Consider the following 26,053-nt stretch of genomic DNA (forward strand, 5'->3'; position numbering starts at 1 on the left):
GGCTCTCGCTGCAGTGCCGAGCCCATGCTCGCCCGCTGTACGCGAAGGCTCTGAGCCGAGCATGGCTCGGCTCTACAGAAGATTATTTCGATCATTCGTTCGTTCATCCACGCATGGCGTGGATCTACCGTGTCGACCAAGGTCGACACCTACCACACGGATGGCCGCCGTTGCTTCTGAGCGGCCGGCACTACCGCGGGTGCAGGGCGCAGCCCTGCATCGACCAACCCTCTACTTCTTCAGGAAGTTGTCCACCAGCAGATGCTTCACGTCGTCGAAGCGGCCGTTCAACACTGCCTTGGCCGCGTACAACGCCGTACCGGCCACCTGCTTGGCCTCGATCTGCGGCGGCATCACCAGCTCCGCGCGGCTGGTATGCACGTCCAGCAGCGCCGGGCCGCGCTGGGACAGCAAATCCAGCACCGCCTCTTCCAGATCCTCGCTGCGGGTCACCGTGCGGCCGTGGAAGCCGATGACCTCGGCCAGGCGGCCGAAGTCCGGGTTCTTCAGGTCGGTGTAGTTGTCCAGCAGGCCCTCCACCTTCTGCTCCAGCTCGACGAAGTTCAGCGAACCATTGTTGAACACCACCACCTTGATCGGCAGGTTCTCCTGCACTGCCGTGAGCAGGTCACCCAGCAGCATCGCCAGGCCACCATCACCGGACAGCGAGATCACCTGCCGGCCGGGGAAGGCCTTCTGCAGGCCCAGCGCCTGCGGCATCGCGTTGGCCATCGTGCCGTGCAGCAGGCTGGTCAGCGTGCGGCGGCGGCCGTTGACGCGGATATGGCGCAGCACCCACACCATCGGCGAACCGCCGTCGGCGGTGAACAGCGCATCGTCGCTGGCATGCCTCGACAGCAATGCCGTCAGGTGCTGCGGATGGATCAGTTCACCCTCGCCCGGTTGTTCTTCCTGTTCGCGCTTCTTCAGCGCCTTGTCGCGATGCCCGATGCACTCGTCCAGGAAACTGCTGTCCTCGCGCGGCGGCAGCATCGGCAGCAGCGCGTCCAGCGTCGGTGCGATGTCACCGACCACGCCGAGGTTCACCGGGTGGCGGCGGCCGAGGTGGCTGCCATCGCGGTCGACCTGGATGATCGTGGCCTTGTCCGGGTAGAACTGGCCCCAGGCGAAATCGGCGCCGAGCAGCAGCAGCGTGTCGCACTCCATCAGCGTGTGGAAGCCGGATTCGATGCCGAAGATGCCGGTCATGCCCATGTTGTACGGGTTGTCCGGCTCGACGAAATCCTTGGCGCGCGAGGTATGCGCGATGGGCGCCTGCAGGCGCCGGGCCAGCTCCAGCAGCTGCGCGTGTGCGCCCTGGCAACCGGCACCGGCATAGATGCCGATGCGCTTGCCCTGCCCCAGCAGTTCGGTGATGCGCTGCAGCTCGGCATCGGACGGGCGCAGCACCGGCTGGGTGTAGTGCACCGAGAACGGCACATCGTGCTTCACCTCGGCCTGGCTGATGTCGGCCGGCAGGATCACCACCGCCACGCCACGGCGGCTGATCGCGGCCTGGCAGGCCAGGGCCACGACGCGCCGCGCCTGCTCCGGGCTGTGCACCTGCTCGCAGAACACCGAACAACTGGCATACACCGCCTTGAAGTCCACTTCCTGCGGAAATTCCATGCCCAGCTCACTGGTCACCACCTGGCTGGCGATCAGTACCATCGGTGCACGGTTGCGATTGCTCTCGAAGACGCCGTTGATGAAGTGCAGGCCACCGGGACCACAAGAACCCGCACAGGCGGTCAACTCGCCGCTCACCAGCGAATCGGCGCCGGCAGCGAAGGCGGCCACTTCTTCGTGGCGTACATGTACCCAGTCGATTTCACTGCTGTGCAGGGCATCGGTGACGTGATTCAAGGTATCGCCAACGATGCCGTAACAGCGGCGGACGCCCGCCTGCTGCAGGGTATCGACAACGATCTCGGCAACGCGCTTGCTCATCGGATACATCCTCGAGGGGAGAGCATCCGAGGCTAGACCCGAAGAAGTGATGCCTCCGTGGGCAAGGCGCACATCACCTCGATAGGCAAACTACCGGCGGAGATCGAGTCAATCGTTGACGTTGATCCAGCCCTCCACCGCGCCCTCCTTCGGGTTGCGGTAGCGCAGCTTCACCCAGCCATCCTGTTCATCCAGCATCTCCACGCGGTCTCCCTGCACCAGGTAACGCCTGGTGCTGGATGCGCCGGGTCGATCGAACAGGAACAGCCGCGCGGGTACCACGGTGGCCTGCTGGCCACGCAACGGTCCATCCGGCGGTGCACCCAGGCCATCGGCGATGGCACTTTCCAGCACCCGGCCGGCGGCATCATAGGTGCGCCAGACGGCAAGCGGGCCCTGCTCGCCGGTCTGTTCCCACTGCAGCGCGGCGTTCAACGTATCGCCCAGCATCAGCACGCTCTCGGCGCGGTACAGATAGAGCTTCGCGCCTGCAAACCGGTACTGGTCGGTGTACCACATCGGGCCGCTGCGGCAGCTGCTGGTCAGCGTGCGGCTCGGACGGTCGACCGTCAGCCCCATCAGGTCACCGCAACTGTCCTTGCCGTGGGTGTCGGCCTGCAGCGCGCGGAACCCGGCACTGGCCGGATCGAAGCGGTACACCGTCACCGCTTCGTTGACCATGCCCACCGAGGCGCGCGCGACCAGTTCCGGGTAGCCATCGAAATCGACATCTTCGAGCGACCATCGCGAATTGCCGTCGGCATCGGCCGCGCCCTCAAGCGTCTGGCGCTTGCCTGACGGTAACAGCTGCACCGCGATGCTGCCGTCCTGCTGGGGATCGGCGTGCGCCTGCACGTGCGCGGCCACTTGGAAGCGCAGCGTTTCGCCGTCGTCCCCACCCGCCTGCGCCGTCGGTGCCAGTACGCCTGCCAATGCCAGGCCCAGCAGGCATTCCCTGTAGTTCATCATTGCTCCCTGCAGCACCGCGGCGGCACCTTCAACTCAGAACGATACCTCGACCGGCTGCCGCGACCACAGCACCGATTGATGTTTGGTCTGCTGCTTCCACGCCAGGCGGATGGCTTCGATATCGGCACGGCGCTGCGGGGTGTCTTCGTGCAGCACCACCAGCACCTTGGTGCGCAGACGGTTGGGCGAGGCATCACCGCGGAACAGCCACTGGCCGTAGGCATCGAACACGGTCAGGCCATCCGGAAAGCGCGGGGTCACTTCCTTGTCCAGGAAGGTGCGCCACTGCGCCTCGCTGATGGTGTCGGCCTGCGGGCGGTTGCCGGCGCCCTGCTCTTCGCCTACGCCGAAGTACAGCTCGCTGCGCACCCAGCCGTGGCCGGCGGAAGGGCGGGCGGCATCGCCCTTCAGTTCGGCGGTGGTGGCCGTGGCATAGGCGCTGGGCGCCTGCGAAGAGAGGCTGGCGCAGCCACTGGTGGCCAGCAGCACGGCGAAGACGAGGCCAAGGTGTTTCATCGGTACAGCTCCGGGGAAGGGGAACAGGGCGAGCCGGCAGCGTACAGCGCCACTGGCCCGGCGTGCTGATGCCAACCGGGCATCAGCTCATGCCGGACCGGCAGGGACTTGCATCGGCACCGGCCATCACGCGAAGATAATATATCGCTTCATCCGGATGGATGTAAGTGAAACTATCTCCCCCTTCTCCGTCGTCGTTGTTGCTGGAGCCCCCATGTCCGCCCGCCTGCCCGCGTCGCCGCTCGGCCTCGCCATCGCCCTCGTGCTTTCCTCCGCTGCCGTCCCGGTCCTGGCCCAGGACGCCACCAACCTGGACACCGTGATCGTCACCGGCACCCGCGCCGCCGATCGCACCGTGCTCGAATCCACCTCGCCGGTGGATGTGCTCACCGCCGAGGACATCCGCAAGGCCGGCGTGGTCAACGGTGAACTGGGCAGCGCGCTGCAGGCGCTGCTGCCGTCGTTCAACTTCCCGCGCCAATCCAACTCCGGTGGCGCCGACCACGTGCGCGCCGCACAGTTGCGTGGCCTGTCCCCCGACCAGGTGCTGGTGCTGGTCAACGGCAAGCGCCGCCACCACACCGCGCTGGTCAACACCGACAGCAAGATCGGCAAGGGCACCACCCCGGTCGATTTCAATGCGATCCCGGTCAGCGCGATCAAGCGCATTGAAGTGCTGCGCGACGGTGCCGGTGCGCTTTACGGCTCGGACGCCGTGGCCGGCGTGATCAACGTGATCCTCGACAACGGCGGCGACGGCGGCGAGATCGAGGCCAGCTACGGTGCCAACCACACCGACCTCAAGCCGATCGGCCGCACCCTCACCGATGGCCAGACCGGCAACGTCAGCGCCAAGGTCGGTACTTCGCTGGGCGAGGACGGCGGCTTCCTGCGCGTCGGCCTGGAATACAAGCACCGCAACGGCACCAACCGCGCCGGCTTCGACCAGATTCCGCCATGGGACCAGACGCCGGACAACCTGGCGCTGCAGGGCAAGCGCAACTACGTGCTGGGCGATGGCAAGAGCAAGGACATCAACCTGTGGCTGAACACCGAGATCCCGGTGGGACAGACCTCGACGTTCTACGCGTTCGGTACCTTCAACCAGCGTGACACCGAAGGCGCCAACTACTTCCGCTATCCCGATGGCGATGCCAACTGGAAGCAGGTCTATCCGAACGGCTACCGACCGATCTCCGAAGGCGAGAACCGCGACGTACAGGCCGTGGCCGGCGTGCGCGGCCAGTGGGGCGAGTGGAGCTACGACAGCAGCCTGGATTACGGCCAGAACGACTTCACCTACCGCCTGCGTGATTCGCTCAACGCATCGCTGGGCCCGACCAGCCCGACCCGCTTCAAGACCGCCGACTACGAGTACGCGCAGACCGTGGGCAACCTCGATCTGAGCCGCGTGTTCACCCAGAGCGACAGCATCAGCCACACGCTGGGCCTGGGCGTGGAAGCGCGCCATGAGCGCTACCAGACCCGCCCCGGCGACCCGGCCAGCTATGCGGCGGGCCCGTACACCGACCGCCCGACCGGCTCGCAGGCCGGTGGCGGCCTGACCCCACAGGACGCCGCCACCCTGTCGCGCGACGTGGCCAGCGCCTATGCCAGCCTGTCCAGCCAGTTCGGCGAGAAGTTCTCCACCGACCTGGCCGCGCGCTACGAGCACAACGACGACTTTGGCGGCGAACTGACCGGCAAGCTCGGCCTGCGCTACGAATTCACCCCGCCGTTCGCACTGCGCGGTGCCATCTCCAACAATTTCCGCGCTCCGTCGCTGGCGCAGATCGGCTACGAATCCACCTCCACCGGCTACAACGCCGGCGGCCAGCTGGTGCAGGGCCGGCTGCTGTCGGTCAACAATCCGATCGCGCGTGGCCTGGGTGCGCAGAACCTGAAGCCGGAGAAGTCGATCAACACCTCGCTGGGCTTCACCAGCCGCATCGGCGAGCATTTCGACCTGTCGCTGGACTTCTTCCAGATCGATATCGACGACCGCATCGCGCTGTCGGAGAGCATCACCGGCGATGCACTGACCGATTACGTGGCCGCCAGCTACGGCGTCAGTGGCCTGCAGAGCGCCAGCTTCTTCGTCAATGCCGCCGACACCCGCACCCGTGGCGCCGAGCTGGTAAGCAACTGGCGGCAGTCGCTGGGCGATGGCCAGCTGCTGCTGACCGGCACCTACGCCTACACCAAGACCACGCTGAAGAATGTGCTGGCCACGCCGGCGCAGCTGCGCGCGCTGAACCCGGACTACGTACTGTTCGGCATCGAGGAGACCAACACCCTGACCGATGCCACCCCGCGCACGCGTGGCAGCTTCTCGGCCGCCTGGAGCAACGACCATTGGTCGCTGAGCACCCGCGTGAACCGTTACGGCAGCGCCACCCGGGTGTTCAACTTCGGTGATGGCTACATCCCGCGCCAGACCTACCAGGCCGAATGGCAGCTGGATGCCGAAGTCGAGTACCGCATTACCCCGCAATGGAGCGTGGCCATCGGCGGCCAGAACCTGACCGACAACTACCCGGATCGATCCAACAGCGATATCCACTACTTCGGCAACCTGCCGTACGACGTGCTGTCGCCGATCGGCAGCAACGGCGCGTACTACTACGGCCGCGTCCACTATACGTTCTGATCGCATTGGGTGGGTGCGGACCGTTGGTCCGCGCTGTTTGGGCTGGATGCAGGCTGACCTGCGGTGCCGACCAACGGTCGGCACCCACCGAAGCTGATCCGCAGCCTGCCCTCGACCCCACGTACACGCCCAGGCTGGCAGGCTGGTCGTCATGGCTGAACCGCTCCCCCTGCGTCCGCCACCGCCATTGCTGGACGACGCCTGTGCGTTGTTCCTCGATGTCGATGGCACCCTCATCGAATTCGCTGCACGACCGGATGCCGTGCAGCTCCTGCCGGATGTGCGCGAAGCCATCGGCCGCATCAGTGACCGCCTGGAAGGCGCCGTGGCACTGGTCAGTGGCCGACCGCTTGAACAGCTGGACCAGCTGTTCGCTCCCCTCCAGCTGCCTGCCGCCGGCCTGCATGGGCACGAACTGCGCGGCGAGGATGGTCGTGTGCTGCGCGACGAACACGACGACGACACCGCCGAGTGGCTGCACGCGCTGCACCAGCAGGCGATGCGCTTTGCCCACGGCCATCCCGGCGTGCTGGTGGAAGACAAGGGCGTCGGCCTGGCCCTGCATTGGCGCGGTGCGCCGCACGCGGCAAGTGATGTGCGCGCCTTCGCCGATCGCCACGTGCGGGGCCGCGCCAGCTACCGCCTGCAACCCGGCGACCATGTGGTCGAGTTCGTGCCCGTCGGCACCGACAAGGGCCGTGCCGTGCGCCGGATGATGCAGTACCTGCCCTTCCGCGGCCGCCTGCCGGTGTTTCTCGGTGACGACCTCACCGATGAATTCGGCTTCGATGCCGCCAACAGCCAGCATGGCTGGAGCGTGCTGGTGGGTGAACGTGAACCCAGCGCGGCGGTGTTCGCGCTGCCCGACATACGCAGCGTGCACGCCTGGCTGCGTGAGAATGCCTATTGACCCGGCCAACCCCCACGGCCGCAACCGAGATGTACCGCGTGATGACCCAACCCGATCTTGATCTGGGCGTGGTCGGCAACGGCAGCTTCGGCGCCCTGGTCGACAAACGTGCCCGCGTTGTCTGGAGCTGCCTGCCCACCTTCGACGGCGACCCTACCTTCTGTGCGCTGCTCGGCCCCAACCAGCAGACCGGTGGCGACTTCGCCATCGAGCTGGAAGACTTCGCCAGCAGCGAGCAGGAATACCTGACCAACACGGCGATCCTGCGCACGGTGCTCCGCGACGCGCACGGCGGCGAACTGGAAATCCTGGATTTCGCCCCCCGCTGGCGGCAGAACGACCGCTTCTACCGGCCGGTCAGCCTGATCCGCCAGGTGCGTCCGCTGGCTGGCAGCCCGCGCATCACCGTGCGTGCGCGCCCGCTGGCCGACTGGGGCGCACGCGTGCCAGAGTCGACCTGGGGCAGCAACCATGTGCGCTGGATCCTGCCGGAGCACGTGCTGCGGCTGACCACCGATGTGCCGGTGCGCTTCGTGCGCGACGGCCTGCCGTTCGTGCTCAACCATCCCATCCACCTGATCCTGGGCGTGGATGAGTCACTCAACCGGTCGATCAGCGGCTACGTGCAGGAAGCCTTCCAGCGCACCCGCGACTACTGGCGCGAATGGGTGCGCTACCTGTCCATTCCACTGGAGTGGCAGGACGCGGTCATCCGCAGTGCGATCACGTTGAAGCTGTGCCAGTACGAGGACAGCGGCGCGATCATCGCGGCGATGACCACTTCCATTCCAGAAGCACCCGGCAGCGTGCGCAACTGGGACTACCGCTACTGCTGGCTGCGTGACGCAGCTTTCGTGGTGCGGGCGCTGAACCGTCTCGGCGCAACGCGCACGATGGAACAGTTCCTCGGCTACATCTTCAACCTGGCCACCACTGACGGCACGCTGCAGCCGCTGTATGGCATCGGCTTTGAAGCCAAGCTGGACGAAGACGAAGTGCCCAGCCTGTCCGGTTATCGCGGCATGGGCCCGGTACGCCGCGGCAACCTGGCCTGGGTGCAGCGCCAGCACGATGTCTACGGCAGCGTGGTGCTGGCCTCCACGCAGCTGTTCTTCGACCGCCGCCTGCAGGATCCCGGCGACGCGCACACATTCGCCCGCCTCGAACCGCTGGGCGAACAGGCCTTCGCCCTGCATGACGTGCCCGATGCGGGCCTGTGGGAGTTCCGTGGCCGCACCGAGGTACACACCTACACCAGCGCGATGTGCTGGGCCGCCTGCGACCGCCTGTGCAAGATCGCCGTGCGCCTGAAGCGCGATGACCGTGCACACTACTGGCGCGAGCGCGCCGACACCATCCATGCGCGCATCATGGCCGAGTCCTGGAATGAGGAACTGGGCCACTTCACCGATACCTTCGGCGGCCATCGCCTGGACGCCTCGCTCCTGCTGCTGGCCGACATCGGCTTCATCGATGCGATGGACGCCCGCTTCATCGCCACCGTCGATGCGATCGGCCGCGACCTCAAGCATGGCAATTCGCTGTACCGCTATGTCGCGCCGGATGACTTCGGCGAGCCGGAGACCAGCTTCACCATCTGCACGTTCTGGTACATCGATGCGCTGGCGGCGATCGGGCGCATGGACGAGGCGCGCGAGATGTTCGAGCTGCTGCTGAAGCAGCGCAACCACCTGGGCCTGCTGTCGGAGGATCTGGCCTTCGACAGCGGCGAGGCCTGGGGCAATTTCCCGCAGACCTATTCGCACGTCGGCCTGATCACCGCCGCGATGCGCCTGTCGCGGTCCTGGCAGGAGGCATCGTGAGTCGTCTGGTCGTGGTTTCAAATCGTGTGGCCGTACCCGGCGAGAACCGCGCCGGCGGCCTGGCTGTCGGCCTGCTGGCCGCCCTGAAGGAACGCGGCGGCCTGTGGTTCGGCTGGAGCGGCAAGACGGTAAAGGACGGCAGCGGCACGCTGCACCGGCAGAAAGACGGTGACATCGACTACGTCACCATGGACCTGAGCAAGCGCGAGGTGGACGGCTACTACAACGGCTTTGCCAACCGCACGCTGTGGCCGCTGCTGCACTTCCGCCTGGATCTGGTCGACTACGACCGTGCCACCCGCGAGACCTACCACAAGGTCAACGCACTGTTCGCCGACAAGCTCGCGCCCTTGCTGCGCGAGGATGACATCGTCTGGATCCACGACTATCACCTGATCCCGCTTGGCGCACTGCTGCGCGAGCGTGGCATCGGCTGCCGCATCGGCTTCTTCCTGCACATCCCGATGCCCTCGGCCGACCTGCTGCAGGCGATGCCCGACCACCTGCGGCTGTTCTCCGCGCTCTACGCGTATGACCTGGTGGGCTTCCAGACCCAGCGCGATGCCGATCGCTTCCAGACCTACCTGCGCCTGTTCGGCGGCGGTCGGGTACTCGCCAACGGCGAGCTGGAAGCACCCGGGGGGCGTCGTTTCCGCGCGGCGGCGTTCCCGATCGGCATCGACACCGAGCTGATCGCGCGCCAGGCCGGTACCGCCGCCACCAAGGCCGCCGTAAAGAACCTGCGCGCGAGCCTGCGTGATCGCCAACTGGCGATCGGCGTTGATCGCCTGGATTATTCCAAGGGCCTGCCCGAGCGCTTCCTCGGCTTTGAACGGTATCTTGAGCGCCATCCCGACCAGCGCGGGTCGCTGACCTACCTGCAGATCGCCCCCGTCTCGCGCGGTGATGTCACCGAGTACCGGCAGCTGCGCAGCCAGCTGGAGCAGATCGCCGGCCACATCAACGGCGGCCACGCCGAGCCGGACTGGACACCGCTGCGCTACGTCAACCAGAACTTCACCCATGCCACCCTCACCGGTTTCTACCGTGCAGCGGCGGTGGGGCTGGTCACGCCGCTGCGTGATGGCATGAACCTGGTGGCCAAGGAATACGTGGCCTCGCAGGACCCGGAGGACCCGGGCGTGCTGGTGCTGTCGCTGCTGGCCGGCGCCGCCGACGAACTCAAGCAGGCACTGCTGGTGAACCCGCACGACCTGGATGGCGTTGCCGACGCCATCGCCACCGCGGCGACGATGTCGCTGCGCAAGCGCAAGGAGCGCTGGCACGCCATGATGGAGCACCTGCGCACCTACGACATCAACCACTGGCGGCGCAGCTACCTGGACGCACTGGAAGGCTGAGAAAAAAGGGGACGGAGGGGATTAAGTCGTTTGTGCACAAACGACTTAATCCCCTCCGTCCCCTTTTTCTTCAATCCAGGAATCGCGCTGCCTGCTCCGGTGCGGGCAGATGACAGGCATCATGCCGCCCGAACCAGCGGTAGCGGTTGCGGGCCAGCGCGCGGTACGCCGCGTCGCGCAGTCCGCGCGGCAGCACCTTCAGTACGCCGCTCAGGCGCCATCCACCGCCCAGCCCGGCCAGTACACGCAGGATGGCATCGGTATCGGTCCAGGTGCCCTGCGCGTCCAGCAGCAGGAACGACATCGGGTCCTGCGGGTCCAGCCCGTGCGCGCGCAACATCGCGCTGCCCTGCTGCCCCTGCATCGCCGCAAAACGGTAGCGCCCCTTGCGGTCGAAACGCAGCAGGAAGCGCACCCAGCGGTTGCACAGGGCGCACACGCCGTCGAACACGATCACCGCGCTGCCAGTCCCGGCGGCGCCGTCACTGTGGTTCGAGCCAGCCTTCATAGCGGATCAGGGCTCCGGCCCAGGGCAGCGTCACATCGACTAGGAAAGTGTAACGCTCGCCGCGCCAGGCTTCACGGCAGCGCACACCGCCGAACCAACGCGTCGGCAGCGGCAGCAGCCCGAACGCCCAGACCCGCCGCACCGACCAGTCGATACCACCCTCGCGGGCCTGCAACGCGAACTCCAAGCGCACCGCGCCCAGCTGCTCGCGCAGAATCCCTTCGTGCGCCCACAGCCGCGACACCATCGGCCAGCGGCCGAACCGTCGCGCCCACTGCTCACCCTGCCCGCGTGCACTGAACGCCACTTCGGTGGGCAGCGCGTCGCCGTCCTTCGGCAGCCGCGCCAACGCGGCCAACAGCGGCACCAGCCAGTGCCGCCCTCGCACGATGCGCGCCTGCCCCACGTAGCGGCAGGGCAACGGCGCGGCATGCAGCGCCTGCACCGGCGCTGCCAGGGTGGCGAAGGCCGGCCCCAGCACGCGCGCGAACAGCGGCGTGGTCAGGGCGCGATCCAGGCCAGGGTCGCCATGCGCCCGGTACGACGGTCGCGCCGGTGCGAATACAGGTCAGGATCGGCCATGGTCGACACCGTGCCGCCATACACCTGCGCCGGGTCCATCCCCGCCGCCTGCAACCGCTGCCGCGCCAGCGCGAACAGGTCCACTTTCCAGTGGCCTGCGCGGGTGGCCACGAACGCCGCCCCGGCGGCCGGATCATGGCCGACGAAGGCGTGGTAGACCTCTTCGCCGATCTCGTAGTCGACCGGCCCGGCAGCCGGGCCCAGCCAAGCCCGCAGCTGCGCCGGCGGCGTCTGCAGGGCGGCCACCGTGGCCTCCAGCATGCCGTCAGCCAGCCCACGCCAGCCGGCATGGGCCGCACCCACCTCGCTGCCATCGGCCGCGGCAAACACCACCGGCAGGCAGTCGGCGGTCAGGATCGCCAGCACCACGCCCGGCACCGAAGTCACCGCGGCGTCGGCCACCGGTTCGCTGGCGCCAGCCACCGGTGGCGCGGTGAAGCGCAGCACGGTGCTGCTGTGCACCTGGCGCAGCCAGTGCGGTGCCGAGGGCAGTGCCAGCCCCTCCTGCAGCAGCTTGCGGTTGTGCTCCACGTTGGCCGGGGTATCACCATCGGCCGCGTGCCGGTTGCCGAGGTTGAACTGCGCGAACGGCGCCGGCGAAATGCCCGCGCCATGCCGACGCGTGGTCAGCGCATGGACGCCTGCCGGCGCCGGCCAGTCCGCCTGCAGCAACGGCAGCGCGGCGGCCATCACCAGCGATCCCGCTCGCGGGCGGCGAAGGCTTCGCTGTCTTCGCGCAGCACCTTCATCAGGTGCAGCATGTCCTCCGGCACCGGCGCGGTATTGCGCACCGGCTCACCAGTGATCGGATGCATGAACTCCAGGGTCTCGGCGTGCAAGGCCTGGCGCTTGAAGCCGCGCAGCGCGGCCACCAGCTCGTCGCTGGCACCCTTGGGCAGCTTCAGCGCACCGCCGTACAGCGGGTCGCCGATGATCGGATGGCGCACGTGTGCCATGTGCACGCGGATCTGGTGGGTACGGCCGGTTTCCAGGCGGCACTCCAGCGCGGTGTGCGCACGGAAGCGCTCGCGCAGGCGGTAGTGGGTCACCGCTTCCTTGCCGTCTTCGCGCACCGCCATCTTCAGCCGGTCGCGCGGGTGGCGGTCGATCGGGGCATCGGCGGTACCGCCTGCCACCAGCGCGCCCATCACGATGGCCAGGTACTGGCGGTGCACGTCACGGGCCGCCAGTTGCTCGACCAATGCAGTCTGCGCTTCCAGGGTCTTGGCCACCACCATCACGCCGCTGGTGTCCTTGTCCAGGCGGTGCACGATGCCCGCGCGCGGCAGCACCGCCACCGAGGGGTCGCGGAACAGCAGCGCGTTGACCAGGGTGCCGCTGTGGTTGCCGGCACCGGGGTGGACCACCAGGCCGACCGGCTTGTTGATCACCAGCACATGCTCGTCCTCGAACAGCACGTCCAGCGGGATGTCCTCCGGCTGGGCGTCGGTCTGGGTTTCCAGCACCACATGGAGGGTCACCACCTCGCCGCCGCGCAGCGGATCGCGCGGGCGCACCTGGGCGCCGTCCAGCAGGACGTCACCGGACTTGATCCACTCGGTCAGGCGCGAACGCGAATATTCGGGGAACAGTTCGGCCACGACGGCATCGAAACGACGGCCGGCAGCGGTGTCGGGGACGATGGCCTGGCGGGCCGATTCAGAGGGTTGTTCAGACATGGCAGGGGGCATTCTTTGAAATTTTGGGGTCCCGGCGGCCGGTTTCAGTCGCTGGACAGGACACTAGGCTATCATCGACCCTTCGTATTCCAGCCGCGTCCCGCCTCGACCCCATGATCCGACGCTCCGCCATGCTCTCCGCGCCCGTCCGCCTCACCGCCCTGCTGCTGGTGCTGGTCATCGCCGCAACCGGCTGCCACCGCGGCGCCAAGAAGGGTGATCGCCCCGACGAAGGCGTGCCGGTCGAACAGCTGTACGAGAAAAGCCACAAGCTGATGCAGGGCGGCAACTGGAGCGGCGCCGAAGCCAGCTTCCGCCGCCTGGTGGCCCAGTATCCGTACGGCCCGTACACCGAGCAGGCGATGATCGAAACCGCCTACGCCCAGTACAAGGCCGGCAAGCACGATGACGCGGTGTCCAGCATCGACCGCTTCATCCGCACCTACCCGACCCACCGCAACATTGCGTACCTGTACTACCTGCGTGGCCTGGCCAACTCCAACCGCAGTACGGTTTTCCTGCGCCGCGTATGGTCGCTGGATGCCAGCCGCCGCGACCTGTCCACGCCGCACCAGGCGTACTCGGACTTCAACATCGTGGTTGATCGTTACCCGAACAGCCGCTACGCCGCCGATGCGCGCCAGCGCATGCTGGAGCTGCGTGACGTGTTCGCCCAGCACGAGCTGGACAACGCCCTGTACTACATGCGCCGCGGCGCCTGGGTCTCGGCCGTGGGCCGCGCCAACTACCTGCTGGAAACCTACCCGCAGAGCGCCTTCCAGTACGACGCCGTGGCCGTGCTGGCCGATTCCTACACCCACCTGGGCAACAAGACCCTGGCCGACGACGCCCGTCGCGTCCTGCAGCTGAACCAGCCGGATCACCCGTGGCTGGAAGGCAAGTGGCCGAAGTACCCGTGGATGATCCGCAAGCTGAACCCGTTCGCCGGCGAGAAGTCCGCCAGCACCGGCCAGCGCAACGCGCGACTGGAAAAGAAATAAGAGAGGGCCCCGAAAGGGGCCCTTCTTCTTTGTGGAGTCGAGCCACGCTCGACTGCTTTCCTCATCCGCCTCCCCGCGCCGGGGCCGCCACCTAGGCCCGAACCTAGGAATGCTACGAATCCAGCGCGGATGCGACGCCGGTCGCAGCCCGCCTGGGTGAGGCGCTCCACACTGCGGCGCAACGGCCACACCGGCCATCACGGAGCGTCCCATGGCCCCACTGCGCTGCAGTTTCCGTCCCCTGTCCTGCCTCATCGCCACCGCCCTGCTGGCGCTATCCCCGCGCCCCCTGGCCGCTGCACCGGCCGCGCCGGGCGATCTGCTGTCTGCTGCCCCCTATCGCGCGTGATGGGTGCCGTCCAGGGCCGCGCAGGCCTACAAGCTGCACTACCGCACCCCGGACCACCGCGGCCAGCTGGCCGAAGGCACCGGCCTGCTGTACCTGCCCGCCGGCGCGGCGCCTGCGGGCGGGTGGCCGGTGGTGTCCTGGGCACATGGCACTCAGGGCATTGCGGATCGCTGTGCGCCCTCGGTCTCCGGCCCCACCCATGCCGAACGCGACGGACGCTTCCTGGACGTGTTCCTGGCCCAGGGCTATGCCGTCGCCGCCGCCGACTACCAGGGCCTGGGCAGCCCAGGCAATCATGCCTACCTGCACGTGCGTACCGCGGCGCGCAACGCCATCGACATGGTCAAGGCCAGCCGCCAGTACCTGGGGACGGCAACATTGTCGCCGCGCTGGGTCTCGGTCGGATATTCGCAGGGGGGCGCGGCCGCATTGACAGCAGGCCATCTGGCCGCCTCCCATGGCGGCCCATCCCTGCAGTACCGCGGCAGTTTCACCGCCGGAACGCCCACCGCAGTCGAACTGACCGCGCTGGTGATGAATCCCGGCAACCGCACCGCCAATCCTGGCGCACCCAACGCATATCACGCGTATCTGCTCGACGGCCTGCTGCAGGCCGCGCCTCAGATCGACCGCGTCCTCAGCGACGCAGGCCGTGCCCGTGTGGCAGTGGCCCGCGAGCAGTGCCTGAGCGAACTGACCGCCACGCTGGACGGCGCCGATACCGGCAGCATGTTTACTGCACCACTGACCAGCGTGCCGGGCATCTGGGCGGTGCTGTACGACTATCTGGGTGTACCGCGCCGCGGCTTCAGCCAGCCGCTGATGCTGGCCCATGGCAGCGAGGACCGCGACGTGCCCTATCTGACCACCCTGCTGTACGCCGCAAGCCTGGCCTTGCGAGGTGAGCCGGTCGCGTTCCGGCGCTACCCGGTCGATCATCGCGGCACGCTGGATGCGGCGGCGGCGGATGCCCTGGCGTTCGTGCGTGCACGACTGGAGGGCGACCACTTCAACGACGCTGCGGAGATCGCAGGCCTCGAACAACGGCTCGACGAAGCCCGGTAGATCCACGCCATGCCGGATACGCGATCCAGGAAGTTGCCGGCCAGCGGCCGGCACTACCGAATGCAGTAGATCCACGCCATGCGTGGATACGCGCTATAGGGCGTTGCCGGCCAGCGGCCGGCACTACCTGCCAACCGCTGCCTCAGCCCTTGTAGCCGTTGCTGATCGGGTAACGACGCTCGCGGCCAAAGGCGCGGCGCGAGACCTTCGGCCCCGGCGCGGCCTGGTGCCGCTTCCACTCGCTGATGCGCACCAGCCGCAGCACGCGGTCGACCACGGCCGCGTCATAGCCGGCCGCCACGATCTCCGTGCGCGACTGCTCCTGGTCGATGTAGCGGTACAGGATGCCGTCCAGCACGTCATAGGCCGGCAACGAATCCTGGTCCAGCTGGTTCTCGCGCAGCTCGGCCGACGGCGGGCGGCTGATCACCGCCGGCGGGATCACCGGTGCGCCGCCCACGGTATTGCGCCACTTGGACAGGCCGAACACTTCGGTCTTGTACAGGTCCTTCAGCGGCGCATAGCCACCGCACATGTCGCCGTAGATGGTGGCGTAGCCGACCGCGTACTCGCTCTTGTTGCCGGTGGTCAGCAGCAAGCCGCCGAACTTGTTGGCCAGCGCCATCAGGATCACCCCGCGGCTGCGCGACTGCAGGTTCTCTTCGGTCACGTCCGGCGCGGTGCCCTCGAACATCGGCGCCAACGCTTCCATCAGGCCCTTGAACGCCGGCTCGATCGACACCGTCTCCAGCTTCACGCCCAGCGCCTGGCACTGCTCGGCCGCCAGGTCGTTGGACAGGCCCGCGGTGTAGCGCGACGGCAGGCGCACGGCGGTTACGTTCTCCGCGCCCATCGCGTCGACCGCCATGGCCAGCACGATCGCCGAGTCGATGCCGCCGGACAGGCCCAGCCACACTTTCTTGAAGCCGTTCTTGCGGCAGTAGTCCTGGATGCCACGGGTCACCGCGCGCCAGGCCAGCGCGTCCATGCTCTCGTCGCCGTCGTCCATCCACACGTGCGGCATGAAGCGGCGGCTGGCGCCGTCGTACTCCACCACCAGCCACTGGTCGACGAAGGCAGCAGCGGCCGGGTGCACCGTGCCATCACCGTCGGCCACCACCGAGGCGCCATCGAACACCAGCGCGTCCTGGCCGCCAACCACGTTGAGATAGGCGATCGCCGCCCCGCTCTCGCGGGTACGTGCAGCCAGCACGGCGTCGCGCTGGGCATGCTTGCCACGCTCGTACGGCGAAGCATTCGGCACCACCACCAGCTGCGCACCGGCGCGCATGGTGTCGGCCAGCGGCTCGGCAAACCACAGGTCCTCGCAGATCAGCAGGCCAACCGGAATACCGTTGACCTCGAACACGCAGCTGCCGCCATCCGGATCGACATCGAAGTAGCGGCGCTCGTCGAACACGGCGTAGTTGGGCAGCTCACGCTTGCGGTAGGTCTGCTCGACCAGGCCGTCACGCAGCACGCTGGCGGCGTTGTAGACCACCGCGCCAGCCGCCTGCGGCCAGCCGACCACGGCGGTGATGCCGCGGCAGGCGGCAGCGATGCGGGCCATCGCCTGCTCGCACTCGTACAGGAAGCCCGGGCGCAGCAGCAGGTCTTCCGGCGGGTAGCCGCTCACCGCCAGCTCGGGGAACATCACCAGCTCGGCGCCGTACTCGTCGCGCGCCTGGCCGATCATCTCGATGATGCGCTCGGTGTTGCCGGCGACATCGCCGACCGGGAAGTCGAACTGCGCCATCGCGATGCGGATCGAAGCCATGGGATTCCAGCCTGTGGTTGCAATGCCGCCATTGTAACGCCGGGGTCAGATCCGTTTTGCGCAGCAAAAGGGATCTGGCCCCACACCAGACGCAGAAAGGCCGCCCGGAGGCGGCCTTTCTGTGTTCAAGCAGCCGGCCAGCGGCCGGCTCTACAGCATCGTCTGCCGGAGGCAGTCGATCTTATTTCACCAGCTTGGCGATGGCAGCGCCCAGATCGCCCGGCGAGCGGACGGTGACAACACCGGCAGCTTCCATGGCGGCGAACTTGCCTTCGGCAGTGCCCTTGCCGCCCGAGGCGATCGCGCCCGCGTGGCCCATGCGCTTGCCGGCCGGAGCCGACGCACCGGCGATGAAACCGACGACCGGCTTCTTCACGTGGTTCTTGATGTACTCGGCGCCGGCTTCTTCAGCGTCACCGCCGATCTCGCCAACCATGATGATGCCTTCGGTCTGCGGGTCTTCGTTGAACAGCTTCAGGCAGTCGACGAAGTTCAGGCCGTTGATCGGGTCACCACCGATGCCGATGCAGGTGGACTGGCCCAGGCCGACTTCGGTGGTCTGCTTGACCGCTTCATAGGTCAGGGTGCCCGAACGCGACACGATACCGATCTTGCCCGGCTGGTGGATGTGGCCCGGCATGATGCCGATCTTGCACTCACCCGGGGTGATGACGCCCGGGCAGTTCGGCCCGATCAGCACGGTGTCCGGATGCGAACGGGTCAGCACGTTCTTGACGCGCAGCATGTCCAGCACCGGGATGCCTTCGGTGATGCAGACGATGACCTTGATGCCGGCAGCAGCGGCTTCCAGGATCGCGTCGGCCGCGTACGGCGGCGGCACGTAGATGACCGAAGCGTTGGCGCCGGTGCTCTGCACGGCGTCGGCAACGGTGTTGAAGACCGGCAGGTCGATGTGGGTGGTGCCACCCTTGCCCGGGGTCACGCCGCCAACAACCTGGGTGCCGTACTCGATCATCTGAGTGGCGTGGAAGGTGCCCTGCTGGCCGGTGAAGCCCTGCACGATCACCTTGGTGTTCTTGTTAATCAAAACAGACATGGGAATTCCTTGGTGTCGAATCAGGCAGCGTTCTTGACAGCTTCAACGATCTTCTTGGCGCCATCGTTGATGTTGTCAGCCGGGATGATGGCCATGCCGCTGTCGCGCAGCAGCTGCTTGCCTTCTTCCACGTTGGTGCCTTCCAGGCGCACCACGACCGGAACCTTGACGCCCACTTCCTTCACGGCGGCGATGATGCCTTCGGCAATCATGTCGCAGCGGACGATGCCGCCGAAGATGTTGACGAAGATGCCTTCAACCTTGTCCGAGGACAGGATCAGCTTGAACGCCTCGATGACGCGCTGCTTGTTGGCACCGCCGCCCACGTCCAGGAAGTTCGCCGGCTCGCCGCCGTTGAGCTTGATGACGTCCATGGTGGCCATGGCCAGGCCGGCGCCGTTCACCATGCAGCCGATGTTGCCGTCCATGGTGACGTAGTTGATGTCCAGCTCCGAAGCGATCACTTCGGTCGGATCTTCCTGAGTCTTGTCGCGCATGGCGACCAGGGCCTTCTGGCGGAACGCGGCGTTGTCGTCGCTGTCGAACTTGCCGTCCAGCGCGTACAGGTTGCCGTCGTCCAGGATGGCCAGCGGGTTGATTTCAACCAGGGCCAGGTCCTTTTCGTTGAACAGGCGGTACAGGTTCACCATGATGCTGGCGAACTGGCCGGCCTGCTTGGCGGTCAGGCCCAGCTTGAAGCCGAAATCACGGCCGTGGTAACCCTGCACGCCTTCGACGAAGTCGACGTTCAGCGAGTGGATCAGCTCCGGGGTTTCAGCAGCGACCTGCTCGATTTCCACGCCGCCTTCCGAAGAGGCGATGTAGGTGATGGTCTTGGTGCCACGGTCGACCAGCACCGACAGGTACAGTTCCTTGACGATCTCGCCGGCGGTGGTCACCAGCACCAGGTTGACCGGCAGTTCAACGCCTGCGGTCTGGTAGGTGGCCATCTTGGTGCCGAGCATCTTGGCCGCAGCGGCCTTCACGTCGTCGGTGGTCTTGCAGAACTTGACGCCGCCAGCCTTGCCGCGGCCGCCAGCGTGGATCTGCGCCTTGACCATCCAGGGGCCCTGGCCCAGGGAGTTGGCAGCGGCAACCGCTTCGTCCGGGGTCGCAGCGACCTTGCCGGCCGGGACCGGGATGCCGTACTCGGCAAGCAGTTGTTTTGACTGGTATTCGTGGAAATTCATGCGTCACCGTGGGAATAGGAACGACCGCACGCAATTCCTCAGGGCCCCGGCGGGGCGCCGGCATGGACCGCGGCGGGCCCACTATTGTGGCCGAGCCGGCGCCGGGGCGCAAAGAAGTCTGTACAAAACGCCAGACCCGGCCAGATTTCCGCGGTCATTCAGGCAGTTGCGCCCGGCGGCCCACTGGCCACCGGTATCCATCCCGGGCCAAATGCGCGATCCGGGCGGCTCCGGCGGCGCCCTGCCTGGGGCCCTATACTGGCCGACCAAGGTGTGTAGAGTCGGGCTTGCCCTGCTGCTTCCACCGCAGGCCACATCGAAGCGACGTGCCCGCCCGGCCTCAGGGGAAGCCGGGCAGGCCTGCCGCAGATTCCAGACCCAGGCAGCCAGAAGGGGAGTTCCGGCGTGTCACCCAGTGCTTCATTGATCGACCGCATCGAATCGATTCCGCGGCGTGAGCTGTATTTCTTCGCGCTGTACCGGGTGCTGATCGCCTCGGTCATCGCCGCCCTGCTCTACAGCCCGCTGTCGGCCATGGTCGGCGAAGCCCACCACCCGCGGCTGGCCGACACCGTCGCCGCCATCTACCTGGTGCTGTCCCTGCTGGCCCTGGTGATCGGCCGCAACGAACGCTGGCTGCGCCCGATCGTGGTCAGCGGCGTGCTGGTGGATATCGTCGCCGCCACCCTGTTGTCGCATGCCCTGCCCGGTGCCAGCGCCGGCATCTCGATGTCGCTGCTGTTCAACATCGCCGCCGCCGCCACCCTGCTGCCGCTCAGCCTGGGGCTGGGCCTGGCCCTGGCCGCCAGCCTCGCCACCGGCGTGGAGTACACCTGGAAGCTGCTGGAAGGCGGCGACCCCACCCGTACCCTGGCCGAACTGGCCATGTTCGCCACCAGCTACCTGGCACTGGCCTTCATCAGTTACCAGGTCGGCAGCCGCGCGCGCCGCAACCAGCAGCTGGCCAACCAGCGCGGCGATGAAGTGGCCAACCTGTTCCAGATCAACGAGCTGATCATCCGCCGCATGCGTACCGGCGTGCTGGTGGTCGACGCCGACAACCGCGTCACCCTGGCCAACGAGGCCGCCTCGATGCTGCTCGGTGACAGTGATGGCAGCGGCGAAAGCGGCCGCCTGGACCTGGCCAGCGCCGCCCCGGAACTCGCCCGTCGCCTGCAGCGCTGGCGCAATGGCTGGGCGCAGGACGAACTACCGCTGCAGCTCAACCCCGACCAGCCCGAAGTGCAGCCGCGCTTTGCCCGCCTGCTGGCCGGCAGCGACCTGGCCCTGGTGTTCCTGGACGACTCCAGCGTGGTCTCGCGCCGCGCCGAATCGCTCACCCTGTCGGCGATGGGCCGCTTCTCGGCCAGCCTCGCCCACGAGATCCGCAACCCACTGGCCGCGATCAACTACGCGGTGCAGCTGCTGGAAGAAGGCACCGGCTTCAACGAAAGCGACCGCCGCCTGCTGCAGATCATCCGCCAGCAGTGCCAGCGCACCAACGGCATCGTCGAAAGCGTGCTGGGCCTGGCCCGGCGCGAGCGCGCCACGCCGGAGAACGTCGACCTGGCCGCCTTCGTGCGCCGCTTCGTGCTGGAGTACAAGCAGGGCCAGACGCTGGAGACCGACAGCATCGAGCCGATCATCAACGACACCTCGGTGCTGGCCCAGGTCGACACCAAGCACCTCTACCAGGTGCTGACCGTACTGGTGCACAACGCGCTCAAATATGGCCGCATCGGCCAGCAGCCGGCGCGGGTGCGCCTGCGCGTGGCGCAGCACGAGCGCAGTGCGGTCATCGACGTGATGGACCGTGGCCCCGGTATTCCCGAGAGTGTGGCCGCACAGTTGTTCCGGCCGTTCTTCACCACGTCCGAGCATGGCACCGGGCTGGGCCTGTATATCGCCCGCGAGCTGTGCCGGGCCAACCAGGCGCGGCTGGACTACATCCCGGTTCCCGCTGGAGGCTCCTGCTTCCGCCTGGTGCTGCCCGGCCCGCATACGCTGTTACCCACCTGATCTCGATTCTGTGCGTCAAACATTTGTCGCTTCCAGCCCCCTCGTTTATCTTTCACGCCCATGAACGAAACCCGCAGCGCCCTCGTCGTCGACGACGAACGCGACATCCGCGAACTGCTGGTACTGACGCTCGGCCGCATGGGGCTGCGCATCAGTACGGCAGCCAACCTTGCAGAAGCGCGCGAACTGCTGGCCAGCAATCCGTACGACCTGTGCATCACCGACATGCGCCTGCCGGACGGCAATGGCATCGAGCTGGTCAGCGAGATCGCGCAGCACTACCCGCGCACGCCAGTGGCGATGATCACCGCCTTCGGCAGCATGGACCTGGCCGTGGAAGCGCTGAAGGCCGGCGCCTTCGACTTCGTCAGCAAGCCGGTGGATATCGCCGTGCTGCGCGGCCTGGTCAAGCACGCGCTGGAACTGAACAACACTGAGCGCCCTGCACCCGGCCCCGCCGCCGAACAGGGCGCACGCCTGCTGGGCGATTCGCCGGCCATGGACGTGCTGCGCACCACCATCGGCAAGGTCGCGCGCAGCCAGGCGCCGGTCTACATCCTCGGCGAATCCGGCGTGGGCAAGGAGCTGGTCGCACGCACCATCCATGCCCAGGGCGCCCGCGCGGCCGGCCCGTTCGTGCCGGTCAACTGCGGCGCCATTCCCGGCGAGCTGATGGAAAGCGAATTCTTCGGCCACCGCAAGGGCAGCTTCAGCGGCGCCCACGCCGACAAGCCCGGGCTGTTCCAGGCCGCGCATGGCGGCACCCTGTTCCTCGACGAAGTGGCCGAGCTGCCGCTGCAGATGCAGGTGAAGCTGCTGCGCGCGATCCAGGAAAAATCAGTGCGCGCGGTGGGCGCGGCTACCGAGGAGCCGGTGGACGTGCGCATCCTCTCGGCCACCCACAAGGACCTGGCCGAGCTGGTCGAGGACGGGCGCTTCCGCCACGACCTCTACTACCGCATCAACGTGATCGAACTGAGGGTGCCGCCGCTGCGCGAGCGCCGCCAGGACCTGCCGGAACTGGCCGCATCGGTACTGGCACGGCTGGCCCGCAGCCATGGCCGCCCGACGCCGTTGCTGGCGCCGTCGGCGCTGGACGCACTGGCCCAGTACGCCTTCCCTGGCAACGTGCGCGAATTGGAGAACATCCTGGAACGCGCGCTGGCCCTGGCCGAAGAAGACCGCATCGGCGCCGACGACCTGCGCCTGCCGCAGCATGCCCCGCGCACGTCCGGCAGCGCAGCACACGCCGAGGCCGTGGTGGACCTGCAGCCCGGCAGCGCCGCCCTGCCCTCGTACATCGAACAGCTCGAGCGCAGCGCCATCCAGCGCGCGCTGGAAGAGAACCGCTGGAACAAGACCCGCACCGCCGCGCAGCTGGGCATCACCTTCCGCGCGCTGCGCTACAAGCTGAAGAAGCTGGGGATGGAGTAAGGACAGGGCCCGACGCGGGCCACCCCATCCACGCACGACGCAGATCTACTGTAGAGCCGAGCCCACGCTCGGCTGCTCTTCGAACCATCAGCCGAGCATAGGCTCGGCTCTACCTCAATCCTTGGTAACGCGGTTGATCTCGGCCAGGCTGGTGACGCCCGCAGCCGCCTTCTTCAACGCCGACTGGCGCAGATCGTTCACCCCGATCTGCTGCGCGGCCTCGGCAATCTGCAACGCATTGCCACCGGCCAGCACGATCGTGGCGATCTCGTCGGTCATCGGCATCACCTGGTAGATACCGGTACGGCCCTTGTATCCCTCGGTGCACTCGTCGCAGCCGACCGCCTCGTACAGCTCGATGCCCGCGTCCAGCTGTGCCTGGGTGAAGCCTTCGGCCAGCAGCGCGTGCTCTGGCAGGTTGGCCGGGCGCTTGCAGTTGTTGCACAACCGGCGCGCCAGGCGCTGGGCGATCACCAGCGTCACCGAGCTGGTGATGTTGTACGGCGCGATGCCCATGTTCATCAGGCGCGCGATGGTCTGCGGTGCATCGTTGGTGTGCAGCGTGGACAGCACCATGTGGCCGGTCTGCGCCGCCTTGATCGCGATCTCGGCCGTCTCCAGGTCGCGGATTTCGCCGACCATGATGATGTCCGGATCCTGTCGCAGGAACGAGCGCAGTGCCGCGGCGAAGGTCATGCCGCGCTTGTTGTTCTGCTGCACCTGGTTGACGCCGGGCAGACGGATTTCCACCGGGTCTTCGGCGGTGGAGATGTTGCGCGTCTCGTCGTTGAGGATGCCCAGCGCGGTATACAGCGACACCGTCTTGCCCGAACCGGTCGGGCCGGTCACCAGCACCATGCCGTACGGCTTGTGGATGGCGTCCAGGAACAGCTTCTGCTGGTCCGGCTCGTAACCCAGCTTGTCGATGCCCAGCTTGGCCGCGCTGCCGTCCAGGATACGCAGCACCACCTTCTCGCCGAACAGGGTCGGCAGCGTGCTCACGCGGAAGTCGATCTGCTTGGTCTTGGACAGGTTGAGCTTGATGCGTCCGTCCTGCGGCACGCGCTTCTCAGCGATGTCCAGCTGCGCCATCACCTTCAGGCGTGCGGCGATGCGCTGGTTCAGCTTCACCGGCGCGCGCGCGACCATCTTCAGCAGGCCATCGATGCGCAGGCGCACGCGGTAGTCATCTTCATAGGGCTCGAAGTGGATGTCCGAGGCGCCCTTGCGGATCGCGTCCACCAGCACCTTGTTGACGAACTTCACCACCGGGGTGTCGTCGCCCTTGGCATCGATGCCGGAGTCGCCGCCCCCGGAAATGTCCTCGTCACCGCCGGACACATCCAGGTTGCCAATGCCATCGTCGTCACCGCCCAGCGCGTCGCCCAGCGTGTCATGGCTGGCATGCCACTGCTCAAGCGTGCGGCGGATCTGGTCTTCATCCACCAGGATCGGCTCCACCACCAGGTTGGTGTGGAACTTGATCTCGTCCAGCGAATGGGTCGGGTTGCTGGTGCCCACGAACAGCTTGCCGCCGCGTTTGAACAGCGGCAGCACGTTGTGCTTGCGCAGCAGTTCCTCGCTGACCAGGCTCATCGCGTTCTGGCTGGCGTCGAACGTGGACACGTCGAACAGCGGCATGCCGAACTCGACCGCGTTGGCAGCCGCCAACTGGGCCGCCCCGACCACCTTGTTCTGCGCGAACCAGGTCGGCAGCGGCTGCCGAGCGGCGGCAGCCTTGGCCATGGCATCGCGGGCGGAAGCCTCGTCCAGCGCACCATCCTGGACCAGGCGACGGGCCAGGCCGGTGATGCCGACGAGATTGGCGGTGATACTTGCGTTCATGAAATACTCCTACTCCCGCAGGAAGCGTACCCCACCGCCGCTTCGACAGGAACCTCAGCAACACTTACTTGTGAGGGCAACCCTTGGGTGCAACTTCGGCAGGCGCACTGGTGGTGCAGTCCCATACACCGGTTGCAGGTGCATAGGTGATGACAACCGAGGCCGACGCAACCTTGCCGTTTACACCAGTCGCCTTCATCTGAGCAGTGATGACACAAGGAGTGGCAGCCGTGGCTGAAATGCTAGCCACGTACTTCCCCTGCGTAATGGCGGTATTGGGCAACGCGCACGAGCTGGCATCATTCGCGTTGGCGAATTGCTCCCCCACTGGAATCTTCAGCCCACCCATCAATACGACAGCCTCAGACAGTTGAGTCCGTGCCGTGTAATCGTTGTATTGAGGTATTGCGATCGCTGCAAGAATTGCGATGATCGCCACGACGATCATCAACTCGATCAAGGTAAAACCGGCTTCATTCTTCATAAATGCGCTCCCCAATGCGCAGTGTCAACGATGTTCGACGAGACTTACCTTTCATCGAGAACACATCTGGCTCCGTAAAAAAAAGCCCCGGCTGAGCCGGGGCCTTTCTGTACAGCGAAGCTGGTCGATTAGACGCAGGCCTTCGGCTTGACGGACGCGTCGACGTCGGTCGAGCAGGTCCACGCACCAGTCGCCGGGGTAAAAGTGAGTTCAACCTTCTTACCCGAAGCCTTGGCGTTCACGCCGGTGGTACCCATGGTGGCAGTGATAACGCAGGGCGACGCACCGTTGGCAACGACCGTGGCGACGTACTTGCCCTTCTGCACGGAGCTGGCCGGAACGACGCACGACTTGGCGGCGTCATCGTCCTGTGCAAAAGCTTCAACAACCGGAGTCTTCAGACCACTGGCCAGCGTGTAAGCCTCAGACATCTGGGCGCGGGCGGTGTAGTCGTTGTACTGCGGGATCGCAATGGCGGCCAGGATGGCGATGATCGCAACGACGATCATCAGTTCGATAAGGGTGAAGCCCTTCTGGTTGTTCATTTGGTACATCCCCAAGATAGTGGTGGTTGATTTCAGAGCACAGGATCGGTCTGGCCAGCGGCCAGCTGAGCGGGTCCTGCCCCCTGCGGGTGGATCAACGCAGGTTGCGTGCCAACCCCGGCACGCCTCCCCCTGGATTTCCCCGCGCCCATGATGGCAGCTATTTCACGGATGGGAACCCCCCGGATGCGAATCTGCGATGGACGCGGCAATGTGACGCAGTGCGTCACCTTTGGTCGGCACCCGGCACGAATTCGCATCATGGGCCCCATGGCAACTGCCCAGACGGGCATGAACCCGCTACCATCGACGGCTAGACGCCCGCCTGGGGATGGCGGG

Annotated in this window: 20 protein-coding genes and 1 pseudogene; 8 read left to right on the top strand and 13 right to left on the bottom strand. The window is 66.7% G+C overall.

What is annotated here, in order from left to right; translation table 11 throughout:
- Nucleotides 1–231 precede the first annotated feature (231 nt).
- From AC5P6H_RS00385 to AC5P6H_RS00395, 3 genes are all read right to left on the bottom strand, one after another.
- Entirely contained in the window at nucleotides 232–1,950 is a 1,719-nt protein-coding gene (locus AC5P6H_RS00385; RefSeq protein WP_180835133.1) for a thiamine pyrophosphate-dependent enzyme, read from the bottom strand.
- Nucleotides 1,951–2,058: 108 nt separating this feature from the next.
- Complete coding sequence (locus AC5P6H_RS00390) at nucleotides 2,059–2,916, bottom strand: XAC2610-related protein (protein ID WP_180835132.1); 858 nt, start codon at nucleotides 2,914–2,916, stop codon at nucleotides 2,059–2,061.
- 36 nt (nucleotides 2,917–2,952) lie between these two features.
- Complete coding sequence (locus tag AC5P6H_RS00395; protein WP_005410781.1) at nucleotides 2,953–3,435, bottom strand: DUF3574 domain-containing protein; 483 nt, start codon at nucleotides 3,433–3,435, stop codon at nucleotides 2,953–2,955.
- Nucleotides 3,436–3,649: 214 nt separating this feature from the next.
- On the opposite strand from AC5P6H_RS00395, the gene AC5P6H_RS00400 reads away from it, so the two are divergent.
- The 4 genes from AC5P6H_RS00400 to otsA all read left to right on the top strand — a co-directional run bounded on the left by AC5P6H_RS00400 (nucleotide 3,650) and on the right by otsA (nucleotide 10,179).
- Nucleotides 3,650–6,085, top strand: a complete 2,436-nt coding sequence (locus AC5P6H_RS00400; RefSeq protein ID WP_495202215.1) for a TonB-dependent receptor plug domain-containing protein — start codon at nucleotides 3,650–3,652, stop codon at nucleotides 6,083–6,085.
- 151 nt (nucleotides 6,086–6,236) lie between these two features.
- Nucleotides 6,237–6,995 carry a trehalose-phosphatase gene (gene otsB, locus AC5P6H_RS00405; protein WP_014648189.1) on the top strand — a complete coding sequence of 253 codons (759 nt, stop codon included), beginning with the start codon at nucleotides 6,237–6,239 and terminating at the stop codon, nucleotides 6,993–6,995.
- 41 nt (nucleotides 6,996–7,036) lie between these two features.
- Nucleotides 7,037–8,818: a glycoside hydrolase family 15 protein gene (locus AC5P6H_RS00410; protein ID WP_032960733.1), complete on the top strand. Its 1,782-nt coding sequence runs from the start codon at nucleotides 7,037–7,039 to the stop codon at nucleotides 8,816–8,818.
- Nucleotides 8,815–10,179 carry an alpha,alpha-trehalose-phosphate synthase (UDP-forming) gene (gene otsA / locus AC5P6H_RS00415; RefSeq protein WP_014648191.1) on the top strand — a complete coding sequence of 455 codons (1,365 nt, stop codon included), beginning with the start codon at nucleotides 8,815–8,817 and terminating at the stop codon, nucleotides 10,177–10,179. The genes AC5P6H_RS00410 and otsA overlap by 4 nt, the downstream gene beginning before the upstream one ends.
- Before the next feature lie 70 nt (nucleotides 10,180–10,249).
- Here the strand turns inward: otsA and AC5P6H_RS00420 are convergent, their stop codons facing one another.
- Genes AC5P6H_RS00420 through rluD form a run of 4 tightly spaced genes read right to left on the bottom strand, consistent with a single transcriptional unit; the run spans nucleotide 10,250 to nucleotide 12,948 of the window.
- Nucleotides 10,250–10,687, bottom strand: a complete 438-nt coding sequence (locus AC5P6H_RS00420) for a thiol-disulfide oxidoreductase DCC family protein (protein ID WP_111206591.1) — start codon at nucleotides 10,685–10,687, stop codon at nucleotides 10,250–10,252.
- Nucleotides 10,662–11,168, bottom strand: a complete 507-nt coding sequence (locus AC5P6H_RS00425) for a DUF4166 domain-containing protein (RefSeq protein ID WP_241887055.1) — start codon at nucleotides 11,166–11,168, stop codon at nucleotides 10,662–10,664. Before AC5P6H_RS00425 ends, AC5P6H_RS00420 begins: the two co-directional genes overlap by 26 nt.
- Before the next feature lie 20 nt (nucleotides 11,169–11,188).
- Complete coding sequence (gene pgeF / locus AC5P6H_RS00430; RefSeq protein ID WP_495202216.1) at nucleotides 11,189–11,959, bottom strand: peptidoglycan editing factor PgeF; 771 nt, start codon at nucleotides 11,957–11,959, stop codon at nucleotides 11,189–11,191.
- Nucleotides 11,959–12,948 (bottom strand): 23S rRNA pseudouridine(1911/1915/1917) synthase RluD, encoded by a 990-nt coding sequence (gene rluD / locus AC5P6H_RS00435; protein WP_014038257.1) that lies wholly within the window; start codon nucleotides 12,946–12,948, stop codon nucleotides 11,959–11,961. The genes pgeF and rluD overlap by 1 nt, the downstream gene beginning before the upstream one ends.
- 113 nt (nucleotides 12,949–13,061) lie before the next feature.
- Here rluD and AC5P6H_RS00440 point away from each other — a divergent pair, with 113 nt between their 5' ends.
- Complete coding sequence (locus tag AC5P6H_RS00440; RefSeq protein ID WP_032960726.1) at nucleotides 13,062–13,949, top strand: outer membrane protein assembly factor BamD; 888 nt, start codon at nucleotides 13,062–13,064, stop codon at nucleotides 13,947–13,949.
- A 211-nt stretch (nucleotides 13,950–14,160) separates the two neighbouring features.
- Nucleotides 14,161–15,363: pseudogene (locus AC5P6H_RS00445) on the top strand (lipase family protein).
- 142 nt (nucleotides 15,364–15,505) lie between these two features.
- Here AC5P6H_RS00445 and AC5P6H_RS00450 read toward each other — a convergent pair.
- The 3 genes from AC5P6H_RS00450 to sucC all read right to left on the bottom strand — a co-directional run bounded on the left by AC5P6H_RS00450 (nucleotide 15,506) and on the right by sucC (nucleotide 19,387).
- Nucleotides 15,506–17,140, bottom strand: a complete 1,635-nt coding sequence (locus AC5P6H_RS00450) for an NAD+ synthase (protein ID WP_111206597.1) — start codon at nucleotides 17,138–17,140, stop codon at nucleotides 15,506–15,508.
- Nucleotides 17,141–17,321: 181 nt separating this feature from the next.
- On the bottom strand, nucleotides 17,322–18,197 hold the full coding sequence (sucD, locus tag AC5P6H_RS00455) for a succinate--CoA ligase subunit alpha (RefSeq protein WP_005410793.1): 876 nt from the start codon (nucleotides 18,195–18,197) through the stop codon (nucleotides 17,322–17,324).
- A 20-nt stretch (nucleotides 18,198–18,217) separates the two neighbouring features.
- A complete protein-coding gene (sucC, locus tag AC5P6H_RS00460) occupies nucleotides 18,218–19,387 on the bottom strand; it encodes an ADP-forming succinate--CoA ligase subunit beta (RefSeq protein WP_004154430.1) in 1,170 nt (389 codons plus the stop codon).
- A 405-nt stretch (nucleotides 19,388–19,792) separates the two neighbouring features.
- Between sucC and AC5P6H_RS00465 the strand changes: the two genes are divergently transcribed.
- The gene (locus AC5P6H_RS00465; protein WP_014648198.1) at nucleotides 19,793–21,406 is read left to right on the top strand and encodes a sensor histidine kinase; all 1,614 of its coding nucleotides are present in this window, start codon (nucleotides 19,793–19,795) and stop codon (nucleotides 21,404–21,406) included.
- Between the two features lie 60 nt (nucleotides 21,407–21,466).
- Nucleotides 21,467–22,840, top strand: coding sequence for a sigma-54-dependent transcriptional regulator (locus AC5P6H_RS00470; RefSeq protein ID WP_495202217.1), 1,374 nt, complete (start codon nucleotides 21,467–21,469; stop codon nucleotides 22,838–22,840).
- Nucleotides 22,841–22,954: 114 nt separating this feature from the next.
- Here the strand turns inward: AC5P6H_RS00470 and pilB are convergent, their stop codons facing one another.
- The 3 genes from pilB to AC5P6H_RS00485 form a co-directional block, all read right to left on the bottom strand.
- Nucleotides 22,955–24,685 carry a type IV-A pilus assembly ATPase PilB gene (gene pilB / locus AC5P6H_RS00475; protein WP_495202218.1) on the bottom strand — a complete coding sequence of 577 codons (1,731 nt, stop codon included), beginning with the start codon at nucleotides 24,683–24,685 and terminating at the stop codon, nucleotides 22,955–22,957.
- Nucleotides 24,686–24,749: 64 nt separating this feature from the next.
- Nucleotides 24,750–25,169 (bottom strand): pilin, encoded by a 420-nt coding sequence (locus tag AC5P6H_RS00480; RefSeq protein ID WP_495202219.1) that lies wholly within the window; start codon nucleotides 25,167–25,169, stop codon nucleotides 24,750–24,752.
- 128 nt (nucleotides 25,170–25,297) lie between these two features.
- Entirely contained in the window at nucleotides 25,298–25,714 is a 417-nt protein-coding gene (locus AC5P6H_RS00485; protein ID WP_075676417.1) for a pilin, read from the bottom strand.
- Nucleotides 25,715–26,053: the final 339 nt, after the last annotated feature.

The organism is Stenotrophomonas sp. YJH_SMC_110, assembly GCF_059369255.1.